The 24,002-nt window shown below is 33.3% G+C and carries 26 protein-coding genes and 1 pseudogene; 14 read left to right on the forward strand and 13 right to left on the reverse strand.

The annotated features are described in order from the left end of the window. Positions 1 to 58 precede the first annotated feature (58 nt). The 5 genes and pseudogenes from BHX94_RS07190 (at position 59) to BHX94_RS12850 (ending at position 2,084) form a co-directional block, all read left to right on the forward strand. Positions 59 to 406, forward strand: coding sequence for a DoxX family protein (locus BHX94_RS07190; protein WP_096077128.1), 348 nt, complete (start codon positions 59 to 61; stop codon positions 404 to 406). 213 nt (positions 407 to 619) lie between these two features. Further along, positions 620 to 751, forward strand: a pseudogene (locus BHX94_RS13190) (hypothetical protein); the annotation flags it as partial. Positions 752 to 790: 39 nt separating this feature from the next. Beyond that, complete coding sequence (locus tag BHX94_RS07200; RefSeq protein WP_111745577.1) at positions 791 to 1,387, forward strand: alpha/beta hydrolase; 597 nt, start codon at positions 791 to 793, stop codon at positions 1,385 to 1,387. Between the two features lie 273 nt (positions 1,388 to 1,660). Further along, positions 1,661 to 1,861: a DUF5996 family protein gene (locus tag BHX94_RS13195; protein WP_146606910.1), complete on the forward strand. Its 201-nt coding sequence runs from the start codon at positions 1,661 to 1,663 to the stop codon at positions 1,859 to 1,861. Between the two features lie 67 nt (positions 1,862 to 1,928). Beyond that, complete coding sequence (locus tag BHX94_RS12850; RefSeq protein ID WP_170120790.1) at positions 1,929 to 2,084, forward strand: hypothetical protein; 156 nt, start codon at positions 1,929 to 1,931, stop codon at positions 2,082 to 2,084. Between the two features lie 59 nt (positions 2,085 to 2,143). Here the strand turns inward: BHX94_RS12850 and BHX94_RS07210 are convergent, their stop codons facing one another. Further along, positions 2,144 to 2,749, reverse strand: coding sequence for a TetR/AcrR family transcriptional regulator (locus tag BHX94_RS07210; RefSeq protein ID WP_111745510.1), 606 nt, complete (start codon positions 2,747 to 2,749; stop codon positions 2,144 to 2,146). Between the two features lie 160 nt (positions 2,750 to 2,909). On the opposite strand from BHX94_RS07210, the gene BHX94_RS07215 reads away from it, so the two are divergent. After that, on the forward strand, positions 2,910 to 4,679 hold the full coding sequence (locus BHX94_RS07215) for an oleate hydratase (RefSeq protein WP_111745511.1): 1,770 nt from the start codon (positions 2,910 to 2,912) through the stop codon (positions 4,677 to 4,679). A gap of 68 nt (positions 4,680 to 4,747) precedes the next feature. On the opposite strand, the gene BHX94_RS07220 is transcribed toward BHX94_RS07215, so the two are convergent. The 3 genes from BHX94_RS07220 to queF all read right to left on the reverse strand — a co-directional run bounded on the left by BHX94_RS07220 (position 4,748) and on the right by queF (position 8,641). After that, on the reverse strand, positions 4,748 to 6,253 hold the full coding sequence (locus BHX94_RS07220; protein WP_111745512.1) for a peptide MFS transporter: 1,506 nt from the start codon (positions 6,251 to 6,253) through the stop codon (positions 4,748 to 4,750). Between the two features lie 237 nt (positions 6,254 to 6,490). Beyond that, positions 6,491 to 8,002 (reverse strand): peptide MFS transporter, encoded by a 1,512-nt coding sequence (locus tag BHX94_RS07225; protein WP_111745513.1) that lies wholly within the window; start codon positions 8,000 to 8,002, stop codon positions 6,491 to 6,493. Positions 8,003 to 8,143: 141 nt separating this feature from the next. After that, a complete protein-coding gene (gene queF, locus BHX94_RS07230) occupies positions 8,144 to 8,641 on the reverse strand; it encodes a preQ(1) synthase (RefSeq protein ID WP_096077122.1) in 498 nt (165 codons plus the stop codon). A gap of 465 nt (positions 8,642 to 9,106) precedes the next feature. Between queF and nrdI the strand changes: the two genes are divergently transcribed. The 4 genes from nrdI to BHX94_RS07250 all read left to right on the forward strand — a co-directional run bounded on the left by nrdI (position 9,107) and on the right by BHX94_RS07250 (position 13,181). Continuing rightward, complete coding sequence (gene nrdI, locus BHX94_RS07235; protein ID WP_111745514.1) at positions 9,107 to 9,502, forward strand: class Ib ribonucleoside-diphosphate reductase assembly flavoprotein NrdI; 396 nt, start codon at positions 9,107 to 9,109, stop codon at positions 9,500 to 9,502. Further along, positions 9,465 to 11,570 carry a class 1b ribonucleoside-diphosphate reductase subunit alpha gene (nrdE, locus tag BHX94_RS07240; protein ID WP_111745515.1) on the forward strand — a complete coding sequence of 702 codons (2,106 nt, stop codon included), beginning with the start codon at positions 9,465 to 9,467 and terminating at the stop codon, positions 11,568 to 11,570. Before nrdI ends, nrdE begins: the two co-directional genes overlap by 38 nt. A gap of 102 nt (positions 11,571 to 11,672) precedes the next feature. Continuing rightward, positions 11,673 to 12,641: a class 1b ribonucleoside-diphosphate reductase subunit beta gene (nrdF, locus tag BHX94_RS07245; protein ID WP_096077119.1), complete on the forward strand. Its 969-nt coding sequence runs from the start codon at positions 11,673 to 11,675 to the stop codon at positions 12,639 to 12,641. A 129-nt stretch (positions 12,642 to 12,770) separates the two neighbouring features. Then, positions 12,771 to 13,181, forward strand: coding sequence for a FixH family protein (locus BHX94_RS07250; RefSeq protein ID WP_111745516.1), 411 nt, complete (start codon positions 12,771 to 12,773; stop codon positions 13,179 to 13,181). A gap of 65 nt (positions 13,182 to 13,246) precedes the next feature. Here the strand turns inward: BHX94_RS07250 and murB are convergent, their stop codons facing one another. Both murB and BHX94_RS07260 read right to left on the reverse strand, forming a co-directional pair. Beyond that, positions 13,247 to 14,161, reverse strand: a complete 915-nt coding sequence (gene murB / locus BHX94_RS07255) for a UDP-N-acetylmuramate dehydrogenase (protein WP_111745517.1) — start codon at positions 14,159 to 14,161, stop codon at positions 13,247 to 13,249. Positions 14,162 to 14,218: 57 nt separating this feature from the next. Continuing rightward, positions 14,219 to 14,719 (reverse strand): GrpB family protein, encoded by a 501-nt coding sequence (locus tag BHX94_RS07260; RefSeq protein ID WP_170120791.1) that lies wholly within the window; start codon positions 14,717 to 14,719, stop codon positions 14,219 to 14,221. A 103-nt stretch (positions 14,720 to 14,822) separates the two neighbouring features. Between BHX94_RS07260 and BHX94_RS07265 the strand changes: the two genes are divergently transcribed. Further along, on the forward strand, positions 14,823 to 15,707 hold the full coding sequence (locus BHX94_RS07265; protein ID WP_170120792.1) for an EMYY motif lipoprotein: 885 nt from the start codon (positions 14,823 to 14,825) through the stop codon (positions 15,705 to 15,707). A 30-nt stretch (positions 15,708 to 15,737) separates the two neighbouring features. Here the strand turns inward: BHX94_RS07265 and BHX94_RS07270 are convergent, their stop codons facing one another. Then, positions 15,738 to 15,950, reverse strand: a complete 213-nt coding sequence (locus tag BHX94_RS07270) for a hypothetical protein (protein WP_111745520.1) — start codon at positions 15,948 to 15,950, stop codon at positions 15,738 to 15,740. A 142-nt stretch (positions 15,951 to 16,092) separates the two neighbouring features. On the opposite strand from BHX94_RS07270, the gene ytxJ reads away from it, so the two are divergent. Both ytxJ and BHX94_RS07280 read left to right on the forward strand, forming a co-directional pair. Next, positions 16,093 to 16,413 (forward strand): bacillithiol system redox-active protein YtxJ, encoded by a 321-nt coding sequence (ytxJ, locus tag BHX94_RS07275; RefSeq protein ID WP_111745521.1) that lies wholly within the window; start codon positions 16,093 to 16,095, stop codon positions 16,411 to 16,413. A gap of 76 nt (positions 16,414 to 16,489) precedes the next feature. After that, positions 16,490 to 17,572: a glycerate kinase gene (locus BHX94_RS07280; RefSeq protein WP_111745522.1), complete on the forward strand. Its 1,083-nt coding sequence runs from the start codon at positions 16,490 to 16,492 to the stop codon at positions 17,570 to 17,572. A 63-nt stretch (positions 17,573 to 17,635) separates the two neighbouring features. Here BHX94_RS07280 and pepT read toward each other — a convergent pair whose 3' ends face one another. The 6 genes from pepT to BHX94_RS13095 all read right to left on the reverse strand — a co-directional run bounded on the left by pepT (position 17,636) and on the right by BHX94_RS13095 (position 22,684). Continuing rightward, on the reverse strand, positions 17,636 to 18,862 hold the full coding sequence (pepT, locus tag BHX94_RS07285) for a peptidase T (protein ID WP_111745523.1): 1,227 nt from the start codon (positions 18,860 to 18,862) through the stop codon (positions 17,636 to 17,638). Between the two features lie 115 nt (positions 18,863 to 18,977). Further along, positions 18,978 to 19,466, reverse strand: coding sequence for a threonine/serine exporter family protein (locus BHX94_RS07290; protein WP_111745524.1), 489 nt, complete (start codon positions 19,464 to 19,466; stop codon positions 18,978 to 18,980). Positions 19,467 to 19,475: 9 nt separating this feature from the next. Beyond that, on the reverse strand, positions 19,476 to 20,234 hold the full coding sequence (locus BHX94_RS07295; RefSeq protein WP_096077109.1) for a threonine/serine exporter family protein: 759 nt from the start codon (positions 20,232 to 20,234) through the stop codon (positions 19,476 to 19,478). A 43-nt stretch (positions 20,235 to 20,277) separates the two neighbouring features. Next, a complete protein-coding gene (gene gdpS / locus BHX94_RS07300) occupies positions 20,278 to 21,342 on the reverse strand; it encodes a GGDEF domain-containing protein GdpS (protein ID WP_111745525.1) in 1,065 nt (354 codons plus the stop codon). 11 nt (positions 21,343 to 21,353) lie between these two features. Then, positions 21,354 to 22,208 carry a YitT family protein gene (locus tag BHX94_RS07305; RefSeq protein WP_111745526.1) on the reverse strand — a complete coding sequence of 285 codons (855 nt, stop codon included), beginning with the start codon at positions 22,206 to 22,208 and terminating at the stop codon, positions 21,354 to 21,356. 275 nt (positions 22,209 to 22,483) lie between these two features. Next, complete coding sequence (locus tag BHX94_RS13095) at positions 22,484 to 22,684, reverse strand: LCP family glycopolymer transferase (RefSeq protein ID WP_111745527.1); 201 nt, start codon at positions 22,682 to 22,684, stop codon at positions 22,484 to 22,486. Positions 22,685 to 22,933: 249 nt separating this feature from the next. On the opposite strand from BHX94_RS13095, the gene BHX94_RS07315 reads away from it, so the two are divergent. After that, the gene (locus BHX94_RS07315) at positions 22,934 to 23,977 is read left to right on the forward strand and encodes a glycosyltransferase family 4 protein (RefSeq protein ID WP_111745528.1); all 1,044 of its coding nucleotides are present in this window, start codon (positions 22,934 to 22,936) and stop codon (positions 23,975 to 23,977) included. Positions 23,978 to 24,002: the final 25 nt, after the last annotated feature.

Raw genomic sequence — 24,002 nt, forward strand, 5'->3', positions numbered from 1 at the left:
TAAAATATACTGTGATATATTTTATATATCAAATATTTAATTAATGGAGGAATTAAAAATGCATAAACATATTATTAATGGTTACGTAGCAAAAGACATTCTTAAAAGCAGCTTACCAAAAGTGAAAAATGATGAAGCAATGGCTCAACAGTTCAAAGAAGGATTTAATTTATCACCAGGTATGATGAAGATTGCAGGATATTTTGAATTTATCGGTTCTATCTTCTTAATGTTATCTGTGTTCAATAAAAAATTCGCACGTATTGGTGCAATTTTAATCAATGTCATCATGCTAGGTGCGATGTATAATCATTTAAAAGCTGGACATGGTTTTAAATCTATTGGTGCTGCCGGGAAATATTTTGTATTAAATGTGGTTACATTATTTGATTCATATAGAAAATAAATAATCCGTATAAAATGTGAAAGTTGGGGTCTTATTTATTAAATCATATCAAAATAATGACATTAAAGTTCATTTCGAAGCTTCTAGATTTGAAATCAGAGGGTGATCAATTATTCTATACGAAATCATAAGCGGCGCGTGAAGAAAAGACTGCATATTATAAATCATACTGAAGTGTCTAGCGAACTGTAAGGGTAACATGTCGGTCAATCTCTAGTAAATCTTGCAGCAAATTATGCGAGAGAAAACAATTTGAAAGTTATACCTGTATGTCCATTTGGGAAACAGGTTATGACAAATGATAGTAAATATGATGAAAAGCCTGAGAATAATTTTAAAGGGTGACATTTATAACATGAAGGTGAGAAAGAGATTAAAATGACGATGAAACATATTGTAAACAAAGGTAGTAATGATACAACATTGTTGTTATTACATGGGACTGGTGGTAATGAACAAGACATGTTACCACTTAGTGGTTTAATTGATAATGATGCAAACGTATTAAGCGTAAGAGGAAATGTCAGTGAGCATGGTATGCCTCGTTTCTTCGGCAGAATCGCTGAAGGTATATTCGACGAAGAAGATTTAGTGAAACGTACACACGAACTTAATGATTTTATTACAACAGCTGCTCAGGATAATAATTTAAACCGTAAAAATATTGTAGCAGTAGGATACTCTAATGGTGCAAATATTGCAGCAAGTTTAATGTATCACGATAAAGATGCATTACATGCAGCGATTCTATTCCACCCGATGGTACCACTTCGCAACGTTGAATTACCTGATTTATCAGGTAAGAAAGTATTTATCGGTGCTGGGGTGAATGATCCAATATCACCGAGACAAGAAACTGAAGAACTTGCACAAGCATTAACAGCGGCTGGTGCAGAAGTTGAGATTTTCTGGCATCAATCAGGACATTCTCTAACACAAGAAGAAGTCCAGCATGCTGCTGAATGGTATAAATCACTATAAAATAAATAAGCCCTGAAGATGCAGTTTCACATTAAACGCTACTGCATCTTTCGGGCTTTTATTTTAATTTTTTTTCGATTCTTGGTGATTATTGAAAAAGTATCCACAGATAAAAAGCAAAAGTAACAACAAACCTACACGTAAAAGTTCAGGAATCATAATGTCTATCCTTTGTTAAATTTACATGCAGCATCGAAAGCATTGATTGATTCATAATGTCCGATTGCATATCGTGCAGAATCAGCATTTATTAATCCATTACGTGCTCGAAAAGTGAAACCAGGTTTATTCTGGGGAACGTTCGATTTCACATGTATATTACTATATAATGAACATATCCCTTTCCCCGATCCGGCAAAAGTAATAGAACGTGCTGCCTTTGATGAATCGATGATTGAGTTTGGTTTCTGGTTCGGAGATGATAAGTTCGTAGGGCCGACATTCTTTGTATTGCCATATCCCTTTTTCAAATAGAAACTTTGAATGCACACATCACTTCCCGGAAGGAAGTTACTATGATGAGGATATGGCGGAATTTATTTTGCCGATAAATGATCTATCAACAGAGCATGCTCATACATTCAAACAGTTCTTCACTGCTCCTTATGATTCGTTTAAAGACTATCTTGAGTGGGAAAATTATCATAAGCTATTGGAATTGGAAGAGAATAAAGCGATAATAGATTTGAAAAAATAACATTCATAACTAATAAATACTAATTAGGTTAAAGGAAGGATAGCATGCAGGAATGCATGCTATCCTTCTCTTGTATTAAAATTTTTTTGATATTTCATTTTTTCCCAGAATTGATTTAGCATATCTTCAAGAGAGCGCGATAGCTTTTCGACATCTTTTCCACCAGACTGTAACCAGTTGAATATAATACGCATGATGCCACCTGCAGAAAATTCAGCAAGCAAACATATATCCAGATTAAATACATATCCATTTTGTATTTCACGATTTAAATGATTTTCAATGATGAGATAAAGTTGTTTATAAATGATTGTGGAAATCATTCCATAAATTTCACTGCGAATTACAGATTTGGCGAGATACTTATTTTGATCAAGGAATAAAAGCACGTCATTAATCATTGCAGCATAGAAAGTTTCCGGATGATGTTTATTATAATTTTCATTATTTTTATCGTTATATTTGTTTAATAGGTGAATAATCGTCGACTGATAGAAATCAAACTTATCTTCATAGTGACGATAAAATGTTGAACGACGTACAAGAGCCTTTTCACAAATTTCATGAATTGTAATCTCATCGAAATCCTTATTATTACCGAGTACTAATAATGCATCTCGCAAAGCATGTTCAGTTTTTATAACGCGTAGATCTTTCTTTTCCATATTATCACCTTTTTTATGGGACATTTGTACTTTTACTGTCGCTTATGTGACGAATAACGATATAGTATTTTCTGACATTAAGCAAATATAAGTTAAATTGTAATTATAAGAAGTATCAAGTTCTTCTTTAAAATATAAAATACGGGACGGAGTGAGTATTATGTACTATAGTAATGGAAATTATGAAGCATTTGCAAGACCTAAGAAGCCTGAAGGGGTAGATAACAAATCAGCTTATTTAGTCGGATCAGGTTTAGCATCGTTAGCTGCAGCTAGTTTTTTAATTAGAGATGGGCAGATGAAAGGTGAAAATATTCATATATTAGAGGAACTTGAGTTACCAGGAGGTAGCCTGGATGGTATATTGAATCCTGAACGTGGCTATATTATGCGTGGTGGACGTGAAATGGAAAATCACTTTGAATGTTTATGGGATCTTTTCCGTTCAGTGCCTTCTCTTGAAGTAGAAGATGCTTCAGTACTTGATGAATTTTACTGGCTTAATAAAGAGGACCCAAATTATTCTAAATGTCGAGTAATTGAAGATCGAGGGCAACGTTTGTCAACTGATGGTAAGATGACTTTAACGCCAAAAGCCAATAAAGAGATAATTAAACTTTGTTTAATGAAAGAAAATCAATTATATGATGTGAAAATTTCAGATGTATTTAGCGAAGATTTTTTTAACTCTAACTTCTGGATTTACTGGAAAACGATGTTTGCTTTTGAACCTTGGCATTCTGCGATGGAAATGCGTCGTTATTTGATGCGTTTTATCCATCATATCGGAGGTTTAGCAGATTTCTCAGCATTGAAATTTACTAAATTTAATCAATATGAGTCACTAGTTATGCCGTTAATAGAACACCTTAAAGCGCATAACGTCACATTTGAATACGGTGTAACAGTAAATAATATTCACGTTGATTGTTCATCTGAATCTAAAGTAGCAAAAGCTATCGATATAATGCGTAAAGGCAAAGAAGAAACTATCCAGTTAACGGAGAATGATCTGGTGTTCGTTACGAATGGTAGTATCACTGAGAGTACGACATATGGTGATAATGATACACCGGCTCCACCAACAAAACAACCAGGAGGAGCATGGCATTTATGGGAGAATCTAAGTGCACAATGTGAAGAATTTGGTGTACCATCTAAATTCTATAAAGATTTACCGGATAAAAGTTGGTTTGTTTCAGCAACTGCAACAACGAATAACAAAGAAGTAATCGACTATATCCAAAAGATTTGTAAAAGAGATCCATTATCCGGTCGTACGGTTACGGGAGGTATTGTGACAGTGGACGATTCTAAATGGCAATTAAGCTTTACATTAAATCGTCAGCAACAGTTTAAAAGCCAACCGAAAGACCAGGTAAGTGTGTGGATTTACGCCCTTTATTCCGATGAACCAGGGGAACGCACAAATAAAACGATTGTTGAGTGTACTGGTAAAGAAATTTGTGAAGAATGGCTATATCATATGGGTGTACCGGAGGAAAGAATTTCTGATCTTGCTGCAGAATGTAATACAATCCCAAGTTATATGCCATATATTACTGCATACTTCATGCCTCGTGCAAAGGGAGATCGTCCGCTAGTCGTACCAAATGGTTCTAAGAATATTGCATTTATCGGTAATTTCGCTGAAACTGAACGTGACACAGTCTTTACAACAGAATATTCTGTAAGAACCGCAATGGAAGCAGTTTATAAATTGCTTGATATAGATCGTGGTGTACCAGAAGTTTTTGGTTCAGTATATGATATACGCATATTACTTCATGCTATTTCGGTATTAAATGATGGTAAGAAGTTAGAAGAATTGGATATGCCATTCTATGAAAAGATTGTAGAGAAAAGACTCATCAAAAAAGTAAAAGACACTTTTATTGAAGAGTTGCTTGAAGAAGCTGAACTAATATAAAAGATAAGGACATTGAAAAATATTCAATGTCCTTATCTTTTATATAATTATTGGTTAGGCAAGATTAATTAGTGTATACCTTGCATCTTTCTAGAGATAAATCTACTTAATAAGAAAATAATAACAAACAATGCTATTGCTAAACTTCCGATAAATAAGAAGTAGTTCGCATAACCAAGTGGCTCGATTAATTTAACTAATTGAGCGTTAATACCTTGTGCTGTCGCATTTGATAGGAACCACAAGCTTAACATTTGAGAGTTAAACGCAACAGGTGCTAATTTAACTGATGTTGAAGAACCTGTTGGTGATAAACAAAGTTCACCGATGACACAGATAAAGAATGAAGCAACTAACCACATTGGGTTAATTAAATTCGTAGAACTTGCATCTTGGGCAGGGATAACCATGATTAAGAAACTGATACCTGCCATTAATATTCCTATCGCAAATTTAATCGGAGTAGATGGATTAAATTTACCTAATTTAGACCATAAAGCAGAAATGACAGGTGCTAAAGCGACAACAAATAATGGATTCAGTGACTGGAACCATGCCGCAGGTACTAAGTAATCAATTCCTGAAACTTTATTAAGGTCGAGCTGAGTGAATTTCGCAGCAAATATCGCTAAAGTATTAGCACCTTGCTCCTGAATAGACCAAAACATAACGCTGGCTAAGAATAACGGTACATATGCTACTAATCGTGAACGCTCGATTTCGGTAACATCTTTACTACTATACATTGTTGTCCAGTAAATGATTGGAAGAACTACGCCTAGAATAGTTACTATTATTGAGAAAGTATTAAAGGTAAGGAATCCACTATAAATACCGATAGCAACAAGTAAAACGATGACTAAAAATCCAATTGAAAATAATTTTTTGTATTTTGATTTTTCTTCACCTTCAAGAATATGTGTTGGTTCAACACCAACGAATCCTAAAGACTTACGGTTAAAGATAACATATGCAATTAAAGCTAATGCCATACCAATCGCAGCGGCTAAAAACCCGATGTGATAGTTATATTGCTTTTGTAGTTCACCAACTATTAATGGTGATAAAAATGCACCCATATTCACTGACATATAGAAGATTACGAAACCAGCATCCATACGGTTGTCATTTTTGTGGTACAAACCACCCAATACATTTGAAATATTAGGTTTCATTAAACCTGATCCAACAATAATTAAAAACATTGAAGCTAAAAATGCAGGAATACCAAATGGTAAACTCATTGCAATATGTCCAAGCATAATGAGTATTGCACCATAGAGTAAAGCACGTCTTGAACCTAATATACGGTCAGCAAGCCATCCACCTAAAATTCCAGTCATAAAGATTAAAGCACCATACATTGACCCTATACTCGCAGCTGTCGTCTCGTTCATTCCTAAACCGCCGTTTGCTACTGTATCATACATGTAGTAAACTAATATCGCTCTCATACCATAGTAACTAAAGCGCTCCCAGAATTCGACGAAGAAAAGAATTCCTAAGCCCTTTGGATGGCCAAAGAAACCAGTTTGAGGTACACTTTCAACCATCTGTTCTCTTGTATACTTCATTTTTTCATCCCTTTCGAGTTATAAATATTTCGAAAATTTATATTATTTTAGAACATTATTTTACCATTATTATTGTCACATTCAATCTTTCAGTTAATAGTCGAAATTTTCTAAACAAAACTTGTTCAATTGTTTGTAACAATCATTATTTATACAATTATACATTTATAAAAATAATATATTGCAATAAAAAAGAAGCATACTTAATCGTATGCTTCAATAGTAATTGATTCTTTATTAATGAATACCACGCATGAATTTTTTCATAAATGGACTGAAAAGCAATAAAACAACAGCTATAGCAAGTGTTACTAAACCGATATTGTTAAAGTACTGGTGATTATCTACAGCTTCATAATAAAGTACAAGTTTACTGTTAACTAATTGTGCTACTGTATTTGCCAGGAACCATACACTCATCATTTGTGATGTATAAGCTTGTGGTGCTAATTTCGTAGTAACGGATAAACCCGTAGGTGATAAGCAAAGCTCAGCCATTGTTACTAGAAGATAGCTAAGGATTAACCAACCTGGATTCATTAACTGATCGCCATTATGTGTTAACGGATAAACCATTACTAAATAGCTCATTGCCGCTAGGAATAGCGCGATACTGAATTTAATGACTGTCGGTGGATTAAATCGTCCGAGTTTAACCCATAACCAGGCAAATAATGGTGCTAAAGTTACAATGAATAAAGGATTAAGTGACTGGAACCACGCTGCCGGGATTTTAAAATCAATTGCATTATTTGTTAAGACACCTAGATTAAGCTGCGTATTTTTATCAGCAAAATGTGCAAGTACTGTTGATCCTTGTTCCTGAATAGACCAAAATGCAACAGATGCTAAGAAAAGAGGCACATATGCAAATACGCGTGCTTTTTCATCTCTCGTAGTTTTCTTCGATACGATCATTGTAATAAAGTAATAGAATGGTAACGCCATCCCAAGTACTGTTACGAAGTTCATAAAACTTTCAAGTGATAAATTACCCATAAGGCCTGTAACTAAGAAATAAAGCAGGAATGCAGCTATAACGATACCAGTGATTGTAATTGTTTTCTTTTTATCAGCTTCCGTCACTGGATTAGGAACATCTAACCCTGAAAGTCCTAATGTTTGTTTAGAACGTAACATAAAGATGATTAATCCGAAGAACATACCAACAGCTGCGACTGCAAATCCATAATGGAAGCCTACATTATCTTGTAACCAGCCAACAAGTAATGGTGAAATTAATGCACCCATGTTAATTGACATAACGAATAGTGTAAATGCTGAATCTACCTTTGGATCATTTTTTTCGTATAATTCTCCTACATTTGTTGAAATATTTGGTTTTAATAATCCTGTACCCAAAATGATGAATAACAATGCAATAAGTAATAAAGTGAAGTTGTTTGGTAAAGATAAAAGTATGTGACCAATCATGATAAGGATTGCGCCATATAGTATTGCTTTACGTGTACCGATGAATCTATCAGCTAACCATCCACCGATAACACCACTCATATAAATTAATGCACCGTAGATAGATACAATTTGCATCGCAAATCCTTCATCTAATCCAAATCCACCTTTATTCACAGAATAATAAAGGTAGAATAAAAGAATAGCTTTCATTCCATAATAACTAAATCTTTCCCAGAACTCAGTCAGCATTAAAGTGAATAAACCTTTTGGATGACCAAAGAACCCAGTTCTCGGTATACTGTTGACCACTTCTTCGCGCGTGTGTTGCGCCATACCATTTCCCCCTTGTTTCAAATAAAGTTGTACAAATAAAAGACGAATAGTTTATACAAATAAACTATTCATATATAATACACTTATTTTAATTTTAAGACAATTCAACTTTTTGAATAGTAATCATTTTAAAAAAAAAATTTATCTATTAGTAATTGTTTCAGGATATAGATCATGGTTCATTAATCTATAATTCGCGATTTCTTCATATTTCGTCCCTGGACGTCCGTAATTTGTATAAGGATCAATTGAAATTCCACCACGTGGCGTGAATTTTCCCCATACTTCGATGTAGTGTGGATCCATAAGGTCAATTAAATCATTCATAATAATATTCATACAGTCTTCATGAAAGTCACCATGATTTCTAAAGCTGAATAAATAAAGTTTAAGAGATTTTGACTCGACCATCTTTATATTTGGGATGTAGCTGATATAGATGGCTGCAAAATCAGGTTGACCTGTAATAGGGCAAAGGCTAGTGAATTCAGGACAATTGAATTTTACGAAATAATCTCTGCCCTGGTGTTTGTTATCGAACGATTCTAAAATTGATGGATCGTATTCATAAAGATATTTATTATTTTGATTACCGAGTAATGTGATATCTTGTAGTTCTTCTTTTTGTCTGCCAGTCATTTTCTGCCTCCGATATTTTTGATTGTTCTATTATAATAGATATCTCGATATATGTAAAAAGACATATATACACCTTTAGTGAAGAGAAGTTGTTATTTACTATCATTTTTTAAATGAAATTTCAACAGAATTTTATAGAATTAAATTTCATTATTAATCTTACAAATTTTCAAGTCATTTAAATATAGTCGTATCAATGGATTAAAAATTTTGATGAAAAGTCAACATTAAAATTAATTTTTTTTAGAGTTGTTAAGATTGAAAAGCAATATTTAAGTGCTATAATTAATCGTATATCTTGTGTGTGCATTTTTAATGCACCACTATATCTTGTGTTGAAAAAGAAAAATAACACAAGATAATATTAAACTAAAAATAGAAAATTACGTTTCATATTACATACATATTGGTTTGAAATGTTTCATGTTTGTTTAGTGATATTCCTTACAGTTAGGAGTGAGGCAAATGTTAATTGTATATTATTCATTAACAGGGAATGTACGTCGTTTTATTCAAAAGTCAGGACAACCTCGTGTGATATCTCTTGAAACTGCGACGAAAGAAGGTGTGTCAGAACCATTTATCATAGTCACAGGTACAATTGGTTTTGGACAGGTTCCAGATGCAGTATCGCAGTTTTTAGAAAGATATCATCATCATTTAGCGGCAGTAGTAGGAAGTGGAAATCGTAACTGGGGGCAAAACTTCGCCAAAGCTGGTGATACCATCAGTGTTACATACCACGTTCCGCTTCTTATGAAATTTGAACTTCATGGAAATAATCGAGACGTAGAATTATTTAATAAAAAGGTGGAAGAATGTTATGAAAACAGTAGAAGAGAAGCAATACAATCATATTGAATTAAATAACCAGGTTACAAAGCGCCGTGAAGATGGATTCTTTGATTTAGAGAAAGATCAGGAGGCATTAGCTGTTTATCTAGAAGAGATTCATGACTTTACAATCCATTTTGATACGCCATTAGAGCGTTTACACTTCTTAGTGGAACAGGATTTTTACTATAATTTGTTTGAAGAATATACGGAATTAGATTTACTTGAAATCATTAAAGATGCTGAGAACATTCCTTTCCAATTTGCGAGCTACATGTCAGCAAGTAAATTCTTTAAAGATTATGCTCTAAAGACAAATGATAAAAAGCAATATTTAGAAGATTATAAGCAACATGTGATTATCGTAGCATTATATTTAGCAAAAGGTGATAAAGAAAAAGCGAAAGCTTTAGTCTCAGCTATGATTGAACAGCGTTATCAACCGGCTACACCGACATTTTTAAATGCAGGTCGTGCGCGTCGTGGTGAACTTGTGTCTTGTTTCTTGCTTGAAGTTGATGATAGTTTAAATTCAATCAACTATATCGATTCAACAGCGAAACAATTATCTAAAATTGGTGGCGGTGTAGCGATTAACTTATCAAAGTTACGTGCACGTGGCGAAGCAATTAAAGGTATTAAAGGTGTAGCAAAAGGTGTGTTACCTGTAGCGAAAGCTTTAGAAGGTGGATTTAGCTACGCTGATCAATTAGGACAACGTCCAGGTGCGGGAGCTGTATATTTAAATATATTCCATTATGATGTATTAGAATTTTTAGATACTAAGAAAGTTAATGCGGATGAAGATTTAAGACTATCAACAATTTCTACAGGATTAATCGTTCCATCGAAATTTTTTGAACTCGCTAAAGAAGGAAAAGAATTCTTTATGTTCGCACCGCATACAGTAGAACGTGAGTATGGACAAACGTTAGATGATTTAGATATCGAAGTAATGTACGATGAGCTTGTTCAAAATCCGAATGTGATGAAGAAATCAAAAGATGCACGAGAAATGTTAAACTTAATCGCCCAAACACAGTTACAGTCAGGGTATCCTTATCTAATGTTTAAAGATAATGCGAATAAAGTACATGCGAATTCAAATATTGGACAAATTAAGATGAGTAACTTATGTACTGAAATCTTCCAGTTACAAGAAACTTCAGTAATTAATGATTATGGTACAGAAGATGAAATTAAACGTGATATTTCATGTAACCTGGGTTCCCTCAATATCGTTAATGTAATGGAATCTAAGAAATTCCAGCATTCAGTACATATCGGTATGGACGCATTAACGACAGTTAGTGATGCTGCTGACATAAAGAATGCACCAGGTGTTGCAAAAGCAAACCGGGAACTACATTCTGTTGGACTAGGTGTTATGAATCTACACGGATACTTAGCGAAGAACAAGATTGGCTATGAAAGTGAAGAAGCGAAAGAATTTGCTGCAACATTCTTTATGATGATGAATTATTATTCAATTGAACGTTCAATGCAAATTGCAATGGAGCGTAACGAACGTTATGCGGATTTTGAAAAATCAAACTATGCAACAGGTGAGTACTTCGAGAAATACGAAGCGACAGATTATGCACCGAAATCAGAAAAAGTGAAAGCTTTATTTGAAGGTATGGATGTACCGACACAAGCGGACTGGACAGCATTAAAAGAAGCTGTTATGAAAAATGGTTTATTCCATGCATACCGTTTAGCAATTGCACCGACGCAAAGTATCTCATATGTTCAAAATGCAACAAGTTCAGTAATGCCGATTGTTGATCAGATTGAACGTAGAACATATGGTAATGCAGAGACATTCTATCCAATGCCATTCTTATCTCCGGAGTCTATGTGGTTCTACAAATCAGCATTCAATACGAACCAGATGAAATTGATTGATCTAATCGCGACAATTCAGGAACACGTGGATCAAGGGATATCAACAATTTTATTTGTAAACTCTGATATTTCTACAAGAGAACTATCAAGACTTTATGTCTATGCGCATCATAAAGGACTAAAATCTCTATACTACACACGTAATAAATTATTAAGTGTAGAAGAATGTACGAGCTGTGCAGTGTAATATATGTATAAATCATAAACTATAATGAATAATTAAATTTTAAAGAGGCCGTAAGGTCTCTTATTACTGCTTTTAAAATTACTTATATAAAGGACTGACAAAATGAAAGCTGTTAACTGGAATACACAAGAAGATATGACGAACATGTTCTGGCGTCAAAATATCTCACAAATGTGGGTAGAATCTGAATTTAAAGTATCGAAAGATATAGCTAGCTGGAAAGAGTTAACTGAAGATGAGAAATACACATTTAACCATGCACTTGCTGGTTTAACTGGTCTTGATACGCATCAGGCAGATGACGGTATGCCGTTAATCGGATTACACACACAGGATTTACGTAAAAAGGCAGTGTACTCATTTATGGGCATGATGGAACAAATTCATGCAAAGAGTTATTCACATATTTTTACGACATTACTACCGTCTTCTGAAACAAATGATTTATTAGACAACTGGGTAGTCAATGAACCGCATCTTAAATTTAAATCCGATTTAATCGTTGGTCGTTATCATAAATTATGGGCTCAAGATGCTTCAATATATGATCAGTACATGGCACGTGTAGCATCAGTATTTTTAGAGACATTTTTATTCTATAGTGGATTCTACTATCCGCTGTATTTAGCTGGCCAAGGGAAAATGACGACTTCAGGAGAAATTATTCGTAAAATTTTACTTGATGAATCAATTCATGGCGTATTTACGGGTCTTGACGCACAAAGTCTTCGCAATGAATTAACAGATGATGAGAAGCTACGAGCGGATAAAGATATGTATGATATGCTTCAGAAATTATATGCGAATGAAGAAAGCTATACGAAGATGCTGTATGATCGTGTAGGATTAACTGAAGATGTCTTAAATTATGTACAATACAATGGGAATAAAGCATTAGCGAATTTAGGATTCGAACCGTACTTTGACGAAAAGGATTTCAATCCGATTATTGAAAATGCTTTAAATACATCTACGAAAAATCACGATTTCTTTAGTGTTAAAGGTGATGGATATGTTATTGCATTAAATGTTGAAGCCTTGACTGATGAAGACTTTGTCTTCGAAAATTAAATTAATTTGACAAGCTAATGACAAATTTTGCATTAGCTTGTTTTTTTATACTTTGTCACATTTTGTACATTGATTACCAGAATAATGTTCACGATAATAATATGGACATTAAATTTTAGGGGGATAATAATGAAGAAATTATTCATCATTGCAGCTAGTACTTTATTGCTCACTGCATGTGGCCAGGAAACAAAACAAGAAGGTCATGAAGGACACGGAACTCATTCAGAATCAAAATCAGTAATACCATTAACAGTGGATTTAAATGTGCCTGCTAAAGCAAAAGCAGGGGATTCAGTAAAGATAACTGCAACTGTTAAACATGGTAAGGCTTTTGTAAATGAAGCGGATGAAGTGATGTTTGAAATCATCAAAGATAAAGATATGAAAAATTCTGTAAAAGAAAAAGTTAAGAAGGCTAAAGATGGTGTTTATACTTTAGAATATACATTTAAAGATAAAGGAAATTATAATGTCATCAGTCATGTGACTGCGCACAATCAACATACAATGCCAAATGCAGATATCGTAGTTGAATAAGTTCTAAAAATTACTATTTTTATAATAAATAAAAAGGGATGTGGACACTAGTGTCCATATCCCTTTTAAATTTTTTCACCAATAACTCTAACTTCCGGCTGTAATTCGATGCCGCTATTTTCTAATACGACCTTTTGTACATGCGCAATCATTTCTTCATAATCTGTTGCAGTACCATTATCGACATTTACAATAAAACCAGCATGCTTTTTAGAAACTTCAACGCCTCCCATACGATAGCCCTGTAACCCAGCTTCCTGTATCAGTTGACCGGCAAAGTGTCCTGGCGGTCTTCTAAATACACTACCACAAGAAGGATATTCTAAAGGTTGTTTATCCTCACGACGTTCTGTTAAGATATCCATTTGAGATTGAATTAAATTAATATCCCCACGTTGTAATTTAAATGTTGCTTCAAGTACGACATAATGCTCTGACTGAATAATACTTGTTCTGTAATCTAAAGCTAGCGCTTCATTCGTTAAGGTAAGGATTTCCCCGTGATGATTGACAACAGTAGCACTTTCAATCACATCTTTGACTTCACCACCATAAGCACCAGCGTTCATATACACAGCACCACCAACAGAACCAGGTATTCCACAGGCAAATTCTAATCCCGTTAAATGATGGTCACGTGCAATGCGCGATACATCAATGATCGCCGCGCCACTGCTTGCAATAATTGTGTCGTATTCTACCTGGACATCTGTTAACCCGAGCAGGCTGATTACAATACCACGTATGCCACCATCTCTGATGATAATATTTGATCCGTTGCCGAGGAAAGTTACTGTTATATTGTTTTCATTAGCATACTGAATTGTTTTTTGAATTTCAGAATATTTTATCGGCGTAATATATATATCAGCATTACCACCTGTTTTTGTATACGTATAATTTTTTAATGGTTCATTCATTTTAATAAGAGTAGGATCAATAATTGTACTCAATTGTTTATATATTTCAGTTACTTGCATTCTTATTACGCCCTTTCGGTGAATTCAAACTTAATTATATCAGTTAAAACAATGATTTTAAACTGACAGTTTACGTTTGAACCATTCAGACTTTTTATTTTCATATTCTTTCACAGAAATTTCATGATTAAGTGCTTTCTTATACTGATTAAACGCTTGTATTTGTTCTATTAAAATTGATTGACCAGTTAAGTACTGGTTTAATTTTTTACCATCTTCTTCTACGATATGTAAACGTACAACTTCAGTTAGTGATTGCAGATTACTAAATTGTGCATACACACACTTCTTTTGATATGGATGATGTAAACGGTAAAAGTTTTGCAGGTTTAGACGTTTTTCATCAAGTGTGGTCATAGCATGCAAACTTTTTACTACAACAAGTATATCAATAATACCGCTTGTTAATGCTCCGTCTATAGATGTAGAACCGATATGCATCGTTTTAATAATTGGGGTGTCTAATAATGTGATCAATATCTTATTAATCTCTTCAAATTTTGTTCTATATTGTTCTGTTTTATTATTAATTGTGAGTAGTGGTTTCTGCTTTTGCATGTTAAAGTTTCCTTTCATAAGTAACTATAGCCTTGTGAATAATGAATGTAGGTTTTATTTCTCGGCTAAATTAGGTATAATATTGATATTGAGGAGAGCATATATGAAAAATTTATATTGTATTGTATTGATATTAATAGTAAGTACAGTTATTACAGGTTGCGGTAATAAAGTAAAGTCTGATATTAATGATTATAAAGCTCAAATGAAAGATGTACAATCTGAAGAAAAGAAACTGGTTAAACAAATCGATGATTTAGGGCTGGATAAAGCTGACCAATTATTAGGCGTAGAAGTTACAGAAGAGAAAAAGAAAAAGTTAAAAAAGATTGAATTAGACATTAATGAAAAAATAAAACCTCAACTTAAAGCATATGAGAAAAAAGTTATGGCTGTTAAACCTAATACAAAAGAAGTTAAAGATGTTCATAATATATACGTGAGAAACTTAGATGAAAAGAAACAATTCATTTCTGAACTTAATCGTTATATGATGTTATTTAATCAGTCAATATTATCAAATGAGAAAATTTTAGAATATACAAAAGTATTCGAAAAAAATAATGCTTTAAATGAAAAGTATGCGAAAAAAGCAGAACGCAATAGTGATGATTTTGATACTTTAACTAAGTTGGTGAATAATAATAGCGATGTATTAAAAGAAAAGGTAACTTATTTAACATCAAGTGGAAGTGTGAACGAGAAACAAGCGTATATTGATGAAACATTAATTCCCTTACTAAAAGCCAATGTCGATAAATTGAATCAAACGAAACTGAAATCTAAAAATGTTATCGGCATGCGTAAAGCTACAATTGAGACATATTATAGTTTAATTAATTATTATAAAGAACGCAAAGTTGCCATGAAGACAGAAAGTGAACTTCAAAAATTGCCAATTCAAAATATTTTAGAAAATACGAAATATATTAAGTCGATTGATGAAAAGTATTATGATGCTTTAAATAGTTTAGAAGCAAAACATTAAAAGTATAAAAGGCAATTGCCTTTTATGCTTTTATTTGAGTGATTCATTTTTATCTTGTTTAGAAATAATGATATTCTTTGCAATCACAGTGAATATCCAGATTGCTATTGCGATAAATATAACAATAGTAAGTGTAGGATTTTTATTAATATCCTTAAAAAAGAGCAGCACATAAATTAAAACGCAAGTATTTAATGTGTCGATAAAGGTCCATCGTTTAAGAGGGAATTTATTGTTGTTCATCGTGTAACCTCCAAATATTTATTAATGTCATTATACCAATGTGTAATTATTTGAGATAGGGGTAATATTAAATAATACATTGCAAAAATAATCTTACCATGATATATTTTAAAAATCGAAAGCACAATTACGGGGTGGAATCATGATTATAAAATTGAATACGATTGAACAGTTTGAAGAAATGCTTGAATCGAATAGTAAGGTATTTTTTCTGAAGCATTCAAACACATGCCCGATATCTGCGAGTGCATATGATCAATTTGATAATTTTGCTTATGAACGTGATATTAATGCATATTATTTAATCGTTCAGGATGCACGTGAATTATCCAATTATATTGAAGCGAAAACACACATCAAACATGAATCACCTCAAGCATTTTACTTTAATAATGGAGAAGTTATGTGGCATGACAGTCATAAAAATATAACAATTGCTAATCTTTCTAAAGCAGAAGAATAATGAAAGAGATTTAGAAGTAAATAATAATTATATTAACTAATAGTACTACTATTAGTTATTTATTTTGGAGGAAAAGATGAAGATATTAATTGCTATGGATTCATTTTTTGATATTTTATTCTCTCATCACGCAAATCAGTATGTTTTTGATGGTATTAAAGCAGTTGATAATACTGCAAATATCGTAATGGTCCCGTTATTTGAGAGCGATAAAAATATGATAGATGCTTTACTAACATGGGAAAAAGGTCGTAAGATCAAACGTAATGTAAATAATGATTTATTAAAGCCTGCTGAAGTGGAAGTTGCTATTTTAGAACAGGACACCATGCTTATTGATGGAAAGACAGTCTTAAGTAGTGGAAATCCGTTAGCAGCATCGAGTTATGGTCTTGGTCAATTGATTACACAAGGGTTAGATATGGGCGTTAAATCATTTATTATATCAATTGGTGGCATCACTACTTTTGATGCAGGTCTTGGTATGCTCTATGCATTCGGTGCAAAATTCTATAATCGAGATTACATATTAATAGAAGGCCCGCTTAAACAGAGTGATCTTAAGGAAATTAGACATATTGAGTTGGGTGATATGGATGATCGTTTAAAAGAAGTTACATTTACAGTAGTTAGTGACCACCAGTATAAGATATATGGTAAAGAAAGTCATATTGCGAATAGTGGGTATGATTATGAAACGAAACAGACTATAGATAACAGTATCTGGTATATTTCAGAGCAATTTAAGAAATTTGGTATTGATTTAAATGCCTCAATTTATGGTGGCGATGGTGGAGGCATTCGAGCTGTTTTTGAACAGCTATTCAACGCTGAAACAAAAACATCTGCTGAACTAATATTTAAGCGTACACATATCGGCAGTTTAATAAACGAAGCAGATATGGTGATATATGGTGGTGGTAGTGTGAATGAAACGACAGGATCACTTGTCGTAAGTGAGATTAATAAGCTGCAAAATCCAGATAAGATAAACTTATATTTAATGGGTGGAAAACAATATAAGCAAATGAGTAATGATAAAGAAGTGATTGAGCTTAATATTTATCCTGAAATAAGCTCGGATACAGAAGATATTCAAATCGGTATTCAATTACAGAACACTGTGCAGCATATTGTGATGGCTACAAGAAAGCAATAGTTATTTTTTTAAAAAAACGAAGGTCATATATTTGATAATATATCGACCTTTATTTTTATATAATTATTGTGCGCTTTCTTCAAATTTAGATAATATACCAACAATCGTCATCACTGATTTTTCCATATCATCGATTGATACGTATTCATAAGGGCCATGGAAGTTTTCAGCGCCTGTAAAGATATTGGGTGTTGGTAATCCCATAAATGATAACTGGCTACCATCTGTACCACCTCGTATCGGTTCAACAATCGGTTCAATATTTAATGATTTCATTACTTCTAGTGGTACATCGATTAGCTCTTTATGTGGCGTGATTTTCTCGCCCATATTGAAGTATTGATCCTTAATTGAAATGCTTGCTGCATCTTTACCGAAATCAGCTTGAATTGTTTTAATAATCTCTTCCATAGTTACTTTACGTGCTTCGAACTTTTCTCGGTCATGATCACGGATAATGTATGAAAGTTTCGCATGTTCAACGTTACCTTCCAAATCCATTAAGTGGTAGAATCCTTCGTATCCATCTGTATGCTCTGGACGCTCCTGCTCAGGCAATGTACTTTGGAAACGCACCGCTAAGTTTATTGCATTGACCATTTTATCTTTTGCACTTCCCGGATGCACGTTAACACCATTAAATTCAACTTCAACACCCGCTGCATTAAAGCTTTCATATTGCAATTCACCACGACGTCCACCGTCAATTGTATATGCAAACTGTGCACCAAAACGTTCAACATCAAATTTGTGCGGTCCGCGACCAATTTCTTCATCAGGAGTGAAACCGAAACGAATTTTTCCGTGTTTGATTTCCGGATGGTTGATTAAGTATTCGATTGCTGTCATGATTTCAGTAATTCCGGCTTTATTATCAGCACCTAAAAGTGTTGTTCCATCTGTTGTCATCAATGTATGGCCATTATAAATTTCTAGTTCAGGGAACTTTGCTTTTTCAATGATAAGGCCACTCTTTAAAGTAATATCTTCACCGTCGAAGTTATCGATAATTTGTGGAGATACGTTTGTACCGGTAAAGTCCGTTGCAGTATCAACATGTGCAAGTAGACCGATTGTTGGTACGTGTTTGTTTGTATTTGATGGGAGTGTAGCAAATAAATAACCGTATTCATCGATATCGGTTTCAAGTCCTAAAGATTCGATTTCTTTCTGTAATAAGTTAAGTAAATCCCATTGTTTTTCTGTTGATGGCGTAGTTGTACTTGCGGCATTTGATTGCGTGTCAATTGTTACATAACGTGTTAAACGTTCAATTAATTTATCTTTCATTTATAATCCTCCTGTTGTGAATATATGTTAATATTATTATTTTAATCTTAAATGTCAAAAAAATCACACTTATTTTTAAATTTCTTAATAATATGAAACTAAAAATAAGTGTGATTTAAAGTTTGATTGGCTTTTCACCTTTTTTTCTGCGGTATTTATTATACTTAAAGCGTGTATATCCTTTTAGAAACGTTTGGAATAATATTTCTGCAATCAATAATCCGAATGCAATTGCACCAGAAGCAAGTGTTGCTTCCATACCTTTCGCTAATGCTTCGCTGAAATCCGAGATAATTAAATTTTTCGTTGCATCATAGGCAACGCCACCTGGTACGAGTGGAATAATACCAGCAACGTTAAAGATAATAACAGGACGTTTATAGTATCTGGCGAAAAGATGTGCACATAAACTAAGCGAAAGCGATCCTAAAAATACCCCTACAGCAAGTGTAAGTTCAGTAGATTCTGCAATCGTAAAGACCATCCAGCCAATTGCACCAACAAAGCCACAAGCTATGAGTAGTTTACGAGGAGCATTAAATACAATTGCAAAAAATACAGATGCAAAGAAACTGATGATTGTTTGAAATAATAAAGTCAAAATTTAATCCTCCTAAAATATTATAAGAATAGTGGCTACACCTGCACCAATGGCAAATGCGGTTAAAGCAGCTTCTACACCTTTAGAAATACCCGCTAATAATTGGCCTGCCATCATATCTCGTATTGCATTTGTAATCGGAACGCCTGGTACGAGTGGCATTACTGCTGAAATAATAATCTTATCAAATTCACCATTATATATATAATTCACAAAAAATAGTCCGAAAAGTGCAATTGCCATTGCACCAGCATATTCAGCGAAAAACTGAATTTTGTATATTTTACTAAAGTAATCACAGACAAAATATCCAATCGCACCAGCGATGAAAGCAGGTACAACATCTGCAAGTTGCCCTTTAAACATTAAAAGGAACAATGCACAAACAAGCGCGCTCGACAAAACTTTTAACCAGAAGGGATATTGTAAATCTGCTTTATCTAGTTCATCTAAAGCGAGTTTCGCTGCTTCAAGGGTGACTTTACCACTCGTAATGGCGCGAGAGATATCATTAACTTCTGATATTTTTTCAAGGTCTGTCGTTCGACTTGAAATACGATATAATCGGGTAGAACTTTTTTCATTGAGTGAAAATATAATTGCTGTTGGTGTTACGAAACTATGTGTATTATGTAAACCATAATGCGAGGCAATACGTGTCATCGTATCTTCAACACGATAAGTTTCTGCACCTGACTCCAATAATATTTTACCGGCCAGCATTGCAACATCTTTCACTTTTTTTTCATCATATAACTGAATAGAAACCATATGGTCCTCCTTAATAAAAAAATAACAGAAAGAATACTTCCTGTTATTTTATAATGGGATTAAACATTACAGTATTTTGTCCTTGATGCTTTGCAGCATGTAACATTTCATCTGCTTCTTTAAAAATTTTACGGTGTGTCTTAACTTCTTCATTTGTGATATAACCAATTCCTATAGTGACTGATAAGTTAATTACTTCCTTGTTCGGTAGATGAAATGTTGCATTCATTACTCCAAGTCGAATACTTTCAGCTATTTTTACAGTATCATCAAGGGAGTGATTGGTAAAGATGACGCTAAATTCTTCCCCGGCATTTCTGAATGTTTTAGAATCAGTCGGAACATAGTTTTTTATCACCTGTGCCATTTGCTCTAATACAGCATCGCCTGCATCATGTCCAAAACGATCATTGACTTCTTTAAAATCATCGATATCTATAAGTAATAAAGATAACGATTGTTTCAAATCTGAAGCATTCTTACTCACAACATTAAGGTATCGATCAAACTCCCGAACATTTCCTAATCCTGTTAGATGATCAATTTCATCTTCTTTCTCATAGCGCTGAATCACTTTGTATATGCGCCATATATCTACGAACATCATACTTGACGTTAAAGATAAAATAAAACTGGAAATAGCGAGCAGAATTATTTCTAAACCATTAAAGGTATTATTATAAAAATTGTATATACCCGTGATAAGAATACTCATCACTGTTAACCACTGAATTGCATTAAAGTCACTTTGTTTAATAAAAGGGCCAATCATACTGGCGAGTGATGCAATAATCAATAGATCGAATGTTTCGACTGGTGGTTCATTAAAAATATAAATTTCTGCAAGCACTAATATAATGGCACTAAATATTGTATAGAAAAAATTAGTATATCGGCCAAGAAATAAAAGTGGAATAAAAGCCAAATGGAACGAGAACGAATGATACGTAATCGGATATGTCATTAGTAAAAATGAAATGAGTGTCATCAGTAACGTGATATAATTTTTTGAGAATACGATTTCTTTCTCTTCAAAAAATTGAAGTCTATGAAATAGATAGATACCACTCACAGTGACAGCAGCATTAAAAATAATAGCTTCAATCATAAAATCCCTCCTTACTTACTGCGATAAATTTTTGCCTTAGAAAAACCTCTGCCAATTATTTCGGACGTATTGATGAAAATGACAAATGAATCTGGTTCTTCACGAGTAATGATCTGTTTGAAATAGATTGCTTCTTTTTGTTCCATTACAGAGAATAATAAACTTTTTCCTTCACGATTATATCCACCAAATGCATTAACGCTTGTAACGCCGCGCTCAACATGTTCGTGTATGAGATTAATGATCTTCTGTTCTTTAGTTGTAATGATAAACACGAGTTTATTATCACCAGCGTGTAACTGTACGATATCGATAACTTTACTTGTAACATATATTGAAATTAGTGCATATAAAGCAAGCTCAAAATTAAATACAAATGCACTTAGGATAACAACAAAGGCATCAACGATTAATTGACAAAAACCGCTTGATAAACCTGTATATTTTTTTACGATTTGAGCAAGTGTAGCTGTTCCACCAGTGGAACCATTACCACGATAAACGAGCCCTAAACCAATACCTAGCACGATGCCGCCATAAAGTGATGCTAATAATGCATCTGTTGTTCCTTTTTCAACAAGACTAGCGGTTAAAAATATTGTGAGTGGCACAACAAATGTTGCGATAACAGTCTTTAAACTGAATGATTTTCCTAATGTAAACCAACCGATAATGAATATAGGGATATTAAATATAAATTGAATCATCGCAGGATCTGATCCTATCATTTTATTTAAAATGGTACTCAGACCTGAAATACCACCAGCTGCAATCTGACCAGGTAGTAAAAATAAATTATAACTAATACCAACGATGATTGAACCTATTACTGTATATAAAATATCAATAAGCACTGTTTTATTCATATCTTTACTCCTTTTTGTCAAAAAAATAGTAAAGCAGTGTGATCATTGCTTTACACATTTTTGAAGATTAATCCCGAGATTATCTTTCACCTGCTATTTGACATCTTATTTAGAAGCTTCATTAGGGATGAAATACCATAGACCATCTGAATCAATTTTATTTTCGCCGTTTAATTGCAACTTCTTAATTGTACCGATTGCAGAGGGATAATGTCTTCTTAATTTATTGATGTCCTGAAAGGCTATATTTGTTGTAATACTAGCAGAAATCGTCTTTAATATTTGATTGGATTTGGGTACGACTTCATGCTAAGTAATTTATCAGTAACCGCAAATTTGAAGGTATGTGGACTTGTTACATCTACCCCTACGATATTATCGATGATAAATACAAAATCATCCATATCGACAGTTGCATAATAATCAACTGAAAAAATATATATAAAAAGTAATGGAAATATAAATATACAAACCATAAATAGTGAGGCAAGTTTAAAACATAGTTTTCTTTGAATTCTAACTCATGCGCGAGAACGCATAATAAAACGCCTTCATTAAATGAAGATATTTTCTTTTAACCGTATTATTATGTAACAAATTTAAGCATTCGTCAAACAAATGTTCAACTTAAAAATATATTGTTTCATATTTATTACATATAATTTGATAGGCGACATGCGTATAATGTGCTATAGTAAAAAAGAATGAAGAGCTTGAGGTGGCTTATGTTTACATTAAAATTAATAATGATAACAATTACAATTTCGTTTATTCTGACACCGGTTATTATCAAATTTTCACATGTTGTTGGTGCACTAGATAAGCCTAATTTTCGTAAAGTACATACAAAGCCAATTTCAGTATTGGGTGGCGTAGTCATTCTAATTTCTTTTCTTATTGGAATCTGGATAGGACATCCTGTTGAACCTGAAATTAAACCAATTATTATTGGTGCAGTATTGATTAATATCCTTGGCATCATTGATGATTTGTTTGATTTATCAGCGATTGTTAAATTAATTGGTCAAATAGGTGTTGCGCTAATCGTTGTTTTGCATGGAATTACGCTCGATCTCATAACATTACCTTTTGGTGTCGTTATAGAATTCGGATATTTAAGTATACCGATGACGATTCTCTGGATTGTAGCTGTTACAAATGCAATCAATTTAGTCGATGGATTAGACGGTCTTGCTGCGGGCGTGTCGATGATTGCTTTAGGAACGATAGGTTTTATTGCGATACTACAACAAAATATTTTTATTATGATGATATGCAGTGTATTAATAGGTTCATTAATAGGATTTTTAAGATATAATTTTTATCCAGCAAAGATTTTTCTGGGGGACAACGGCGCGTTAATGCTAGGATTCATAATAGGTGTATTAAGTTTACTTGGGTTTAAGAACATCACTTTAATCTCGCTGTTCTTTCCGATTATTATATTAGCGGTTCCATTTATTGATATGAGTTTTGCTATGATAAGAAGATATCGTCAAGGTAAACCCATTATGCAGGCAGATAAATCTCATTTACATCATAAATTGCTCGGCTTAGGCTATACACATGCTCAAACGGTCATTTTAATTTATTCAATTGCCATATTGTTTAGTATAGCATCAATAATTCTCTATCTTTCTACCCGAATTGGAGCAATTTTAATTGTTACACTTATTATTATAACGATTGAATTAATCGTAGAACTTACCGGTTTAATCGATGATGATCATAAACCGATGGTAAAGACAATTCGTCGATTACTAAAATGATAAGTAATAATTAGTAAATCAAAAA

The organism is Macrococcoides bohemicum (assembly GCF_003259675.1).
Lineage (GTDB): Bacteria > Bacillota > Bacilli > Staphylococcales > Staphylococcaceae > Macrococcoides > Macrococcoides bohemicum.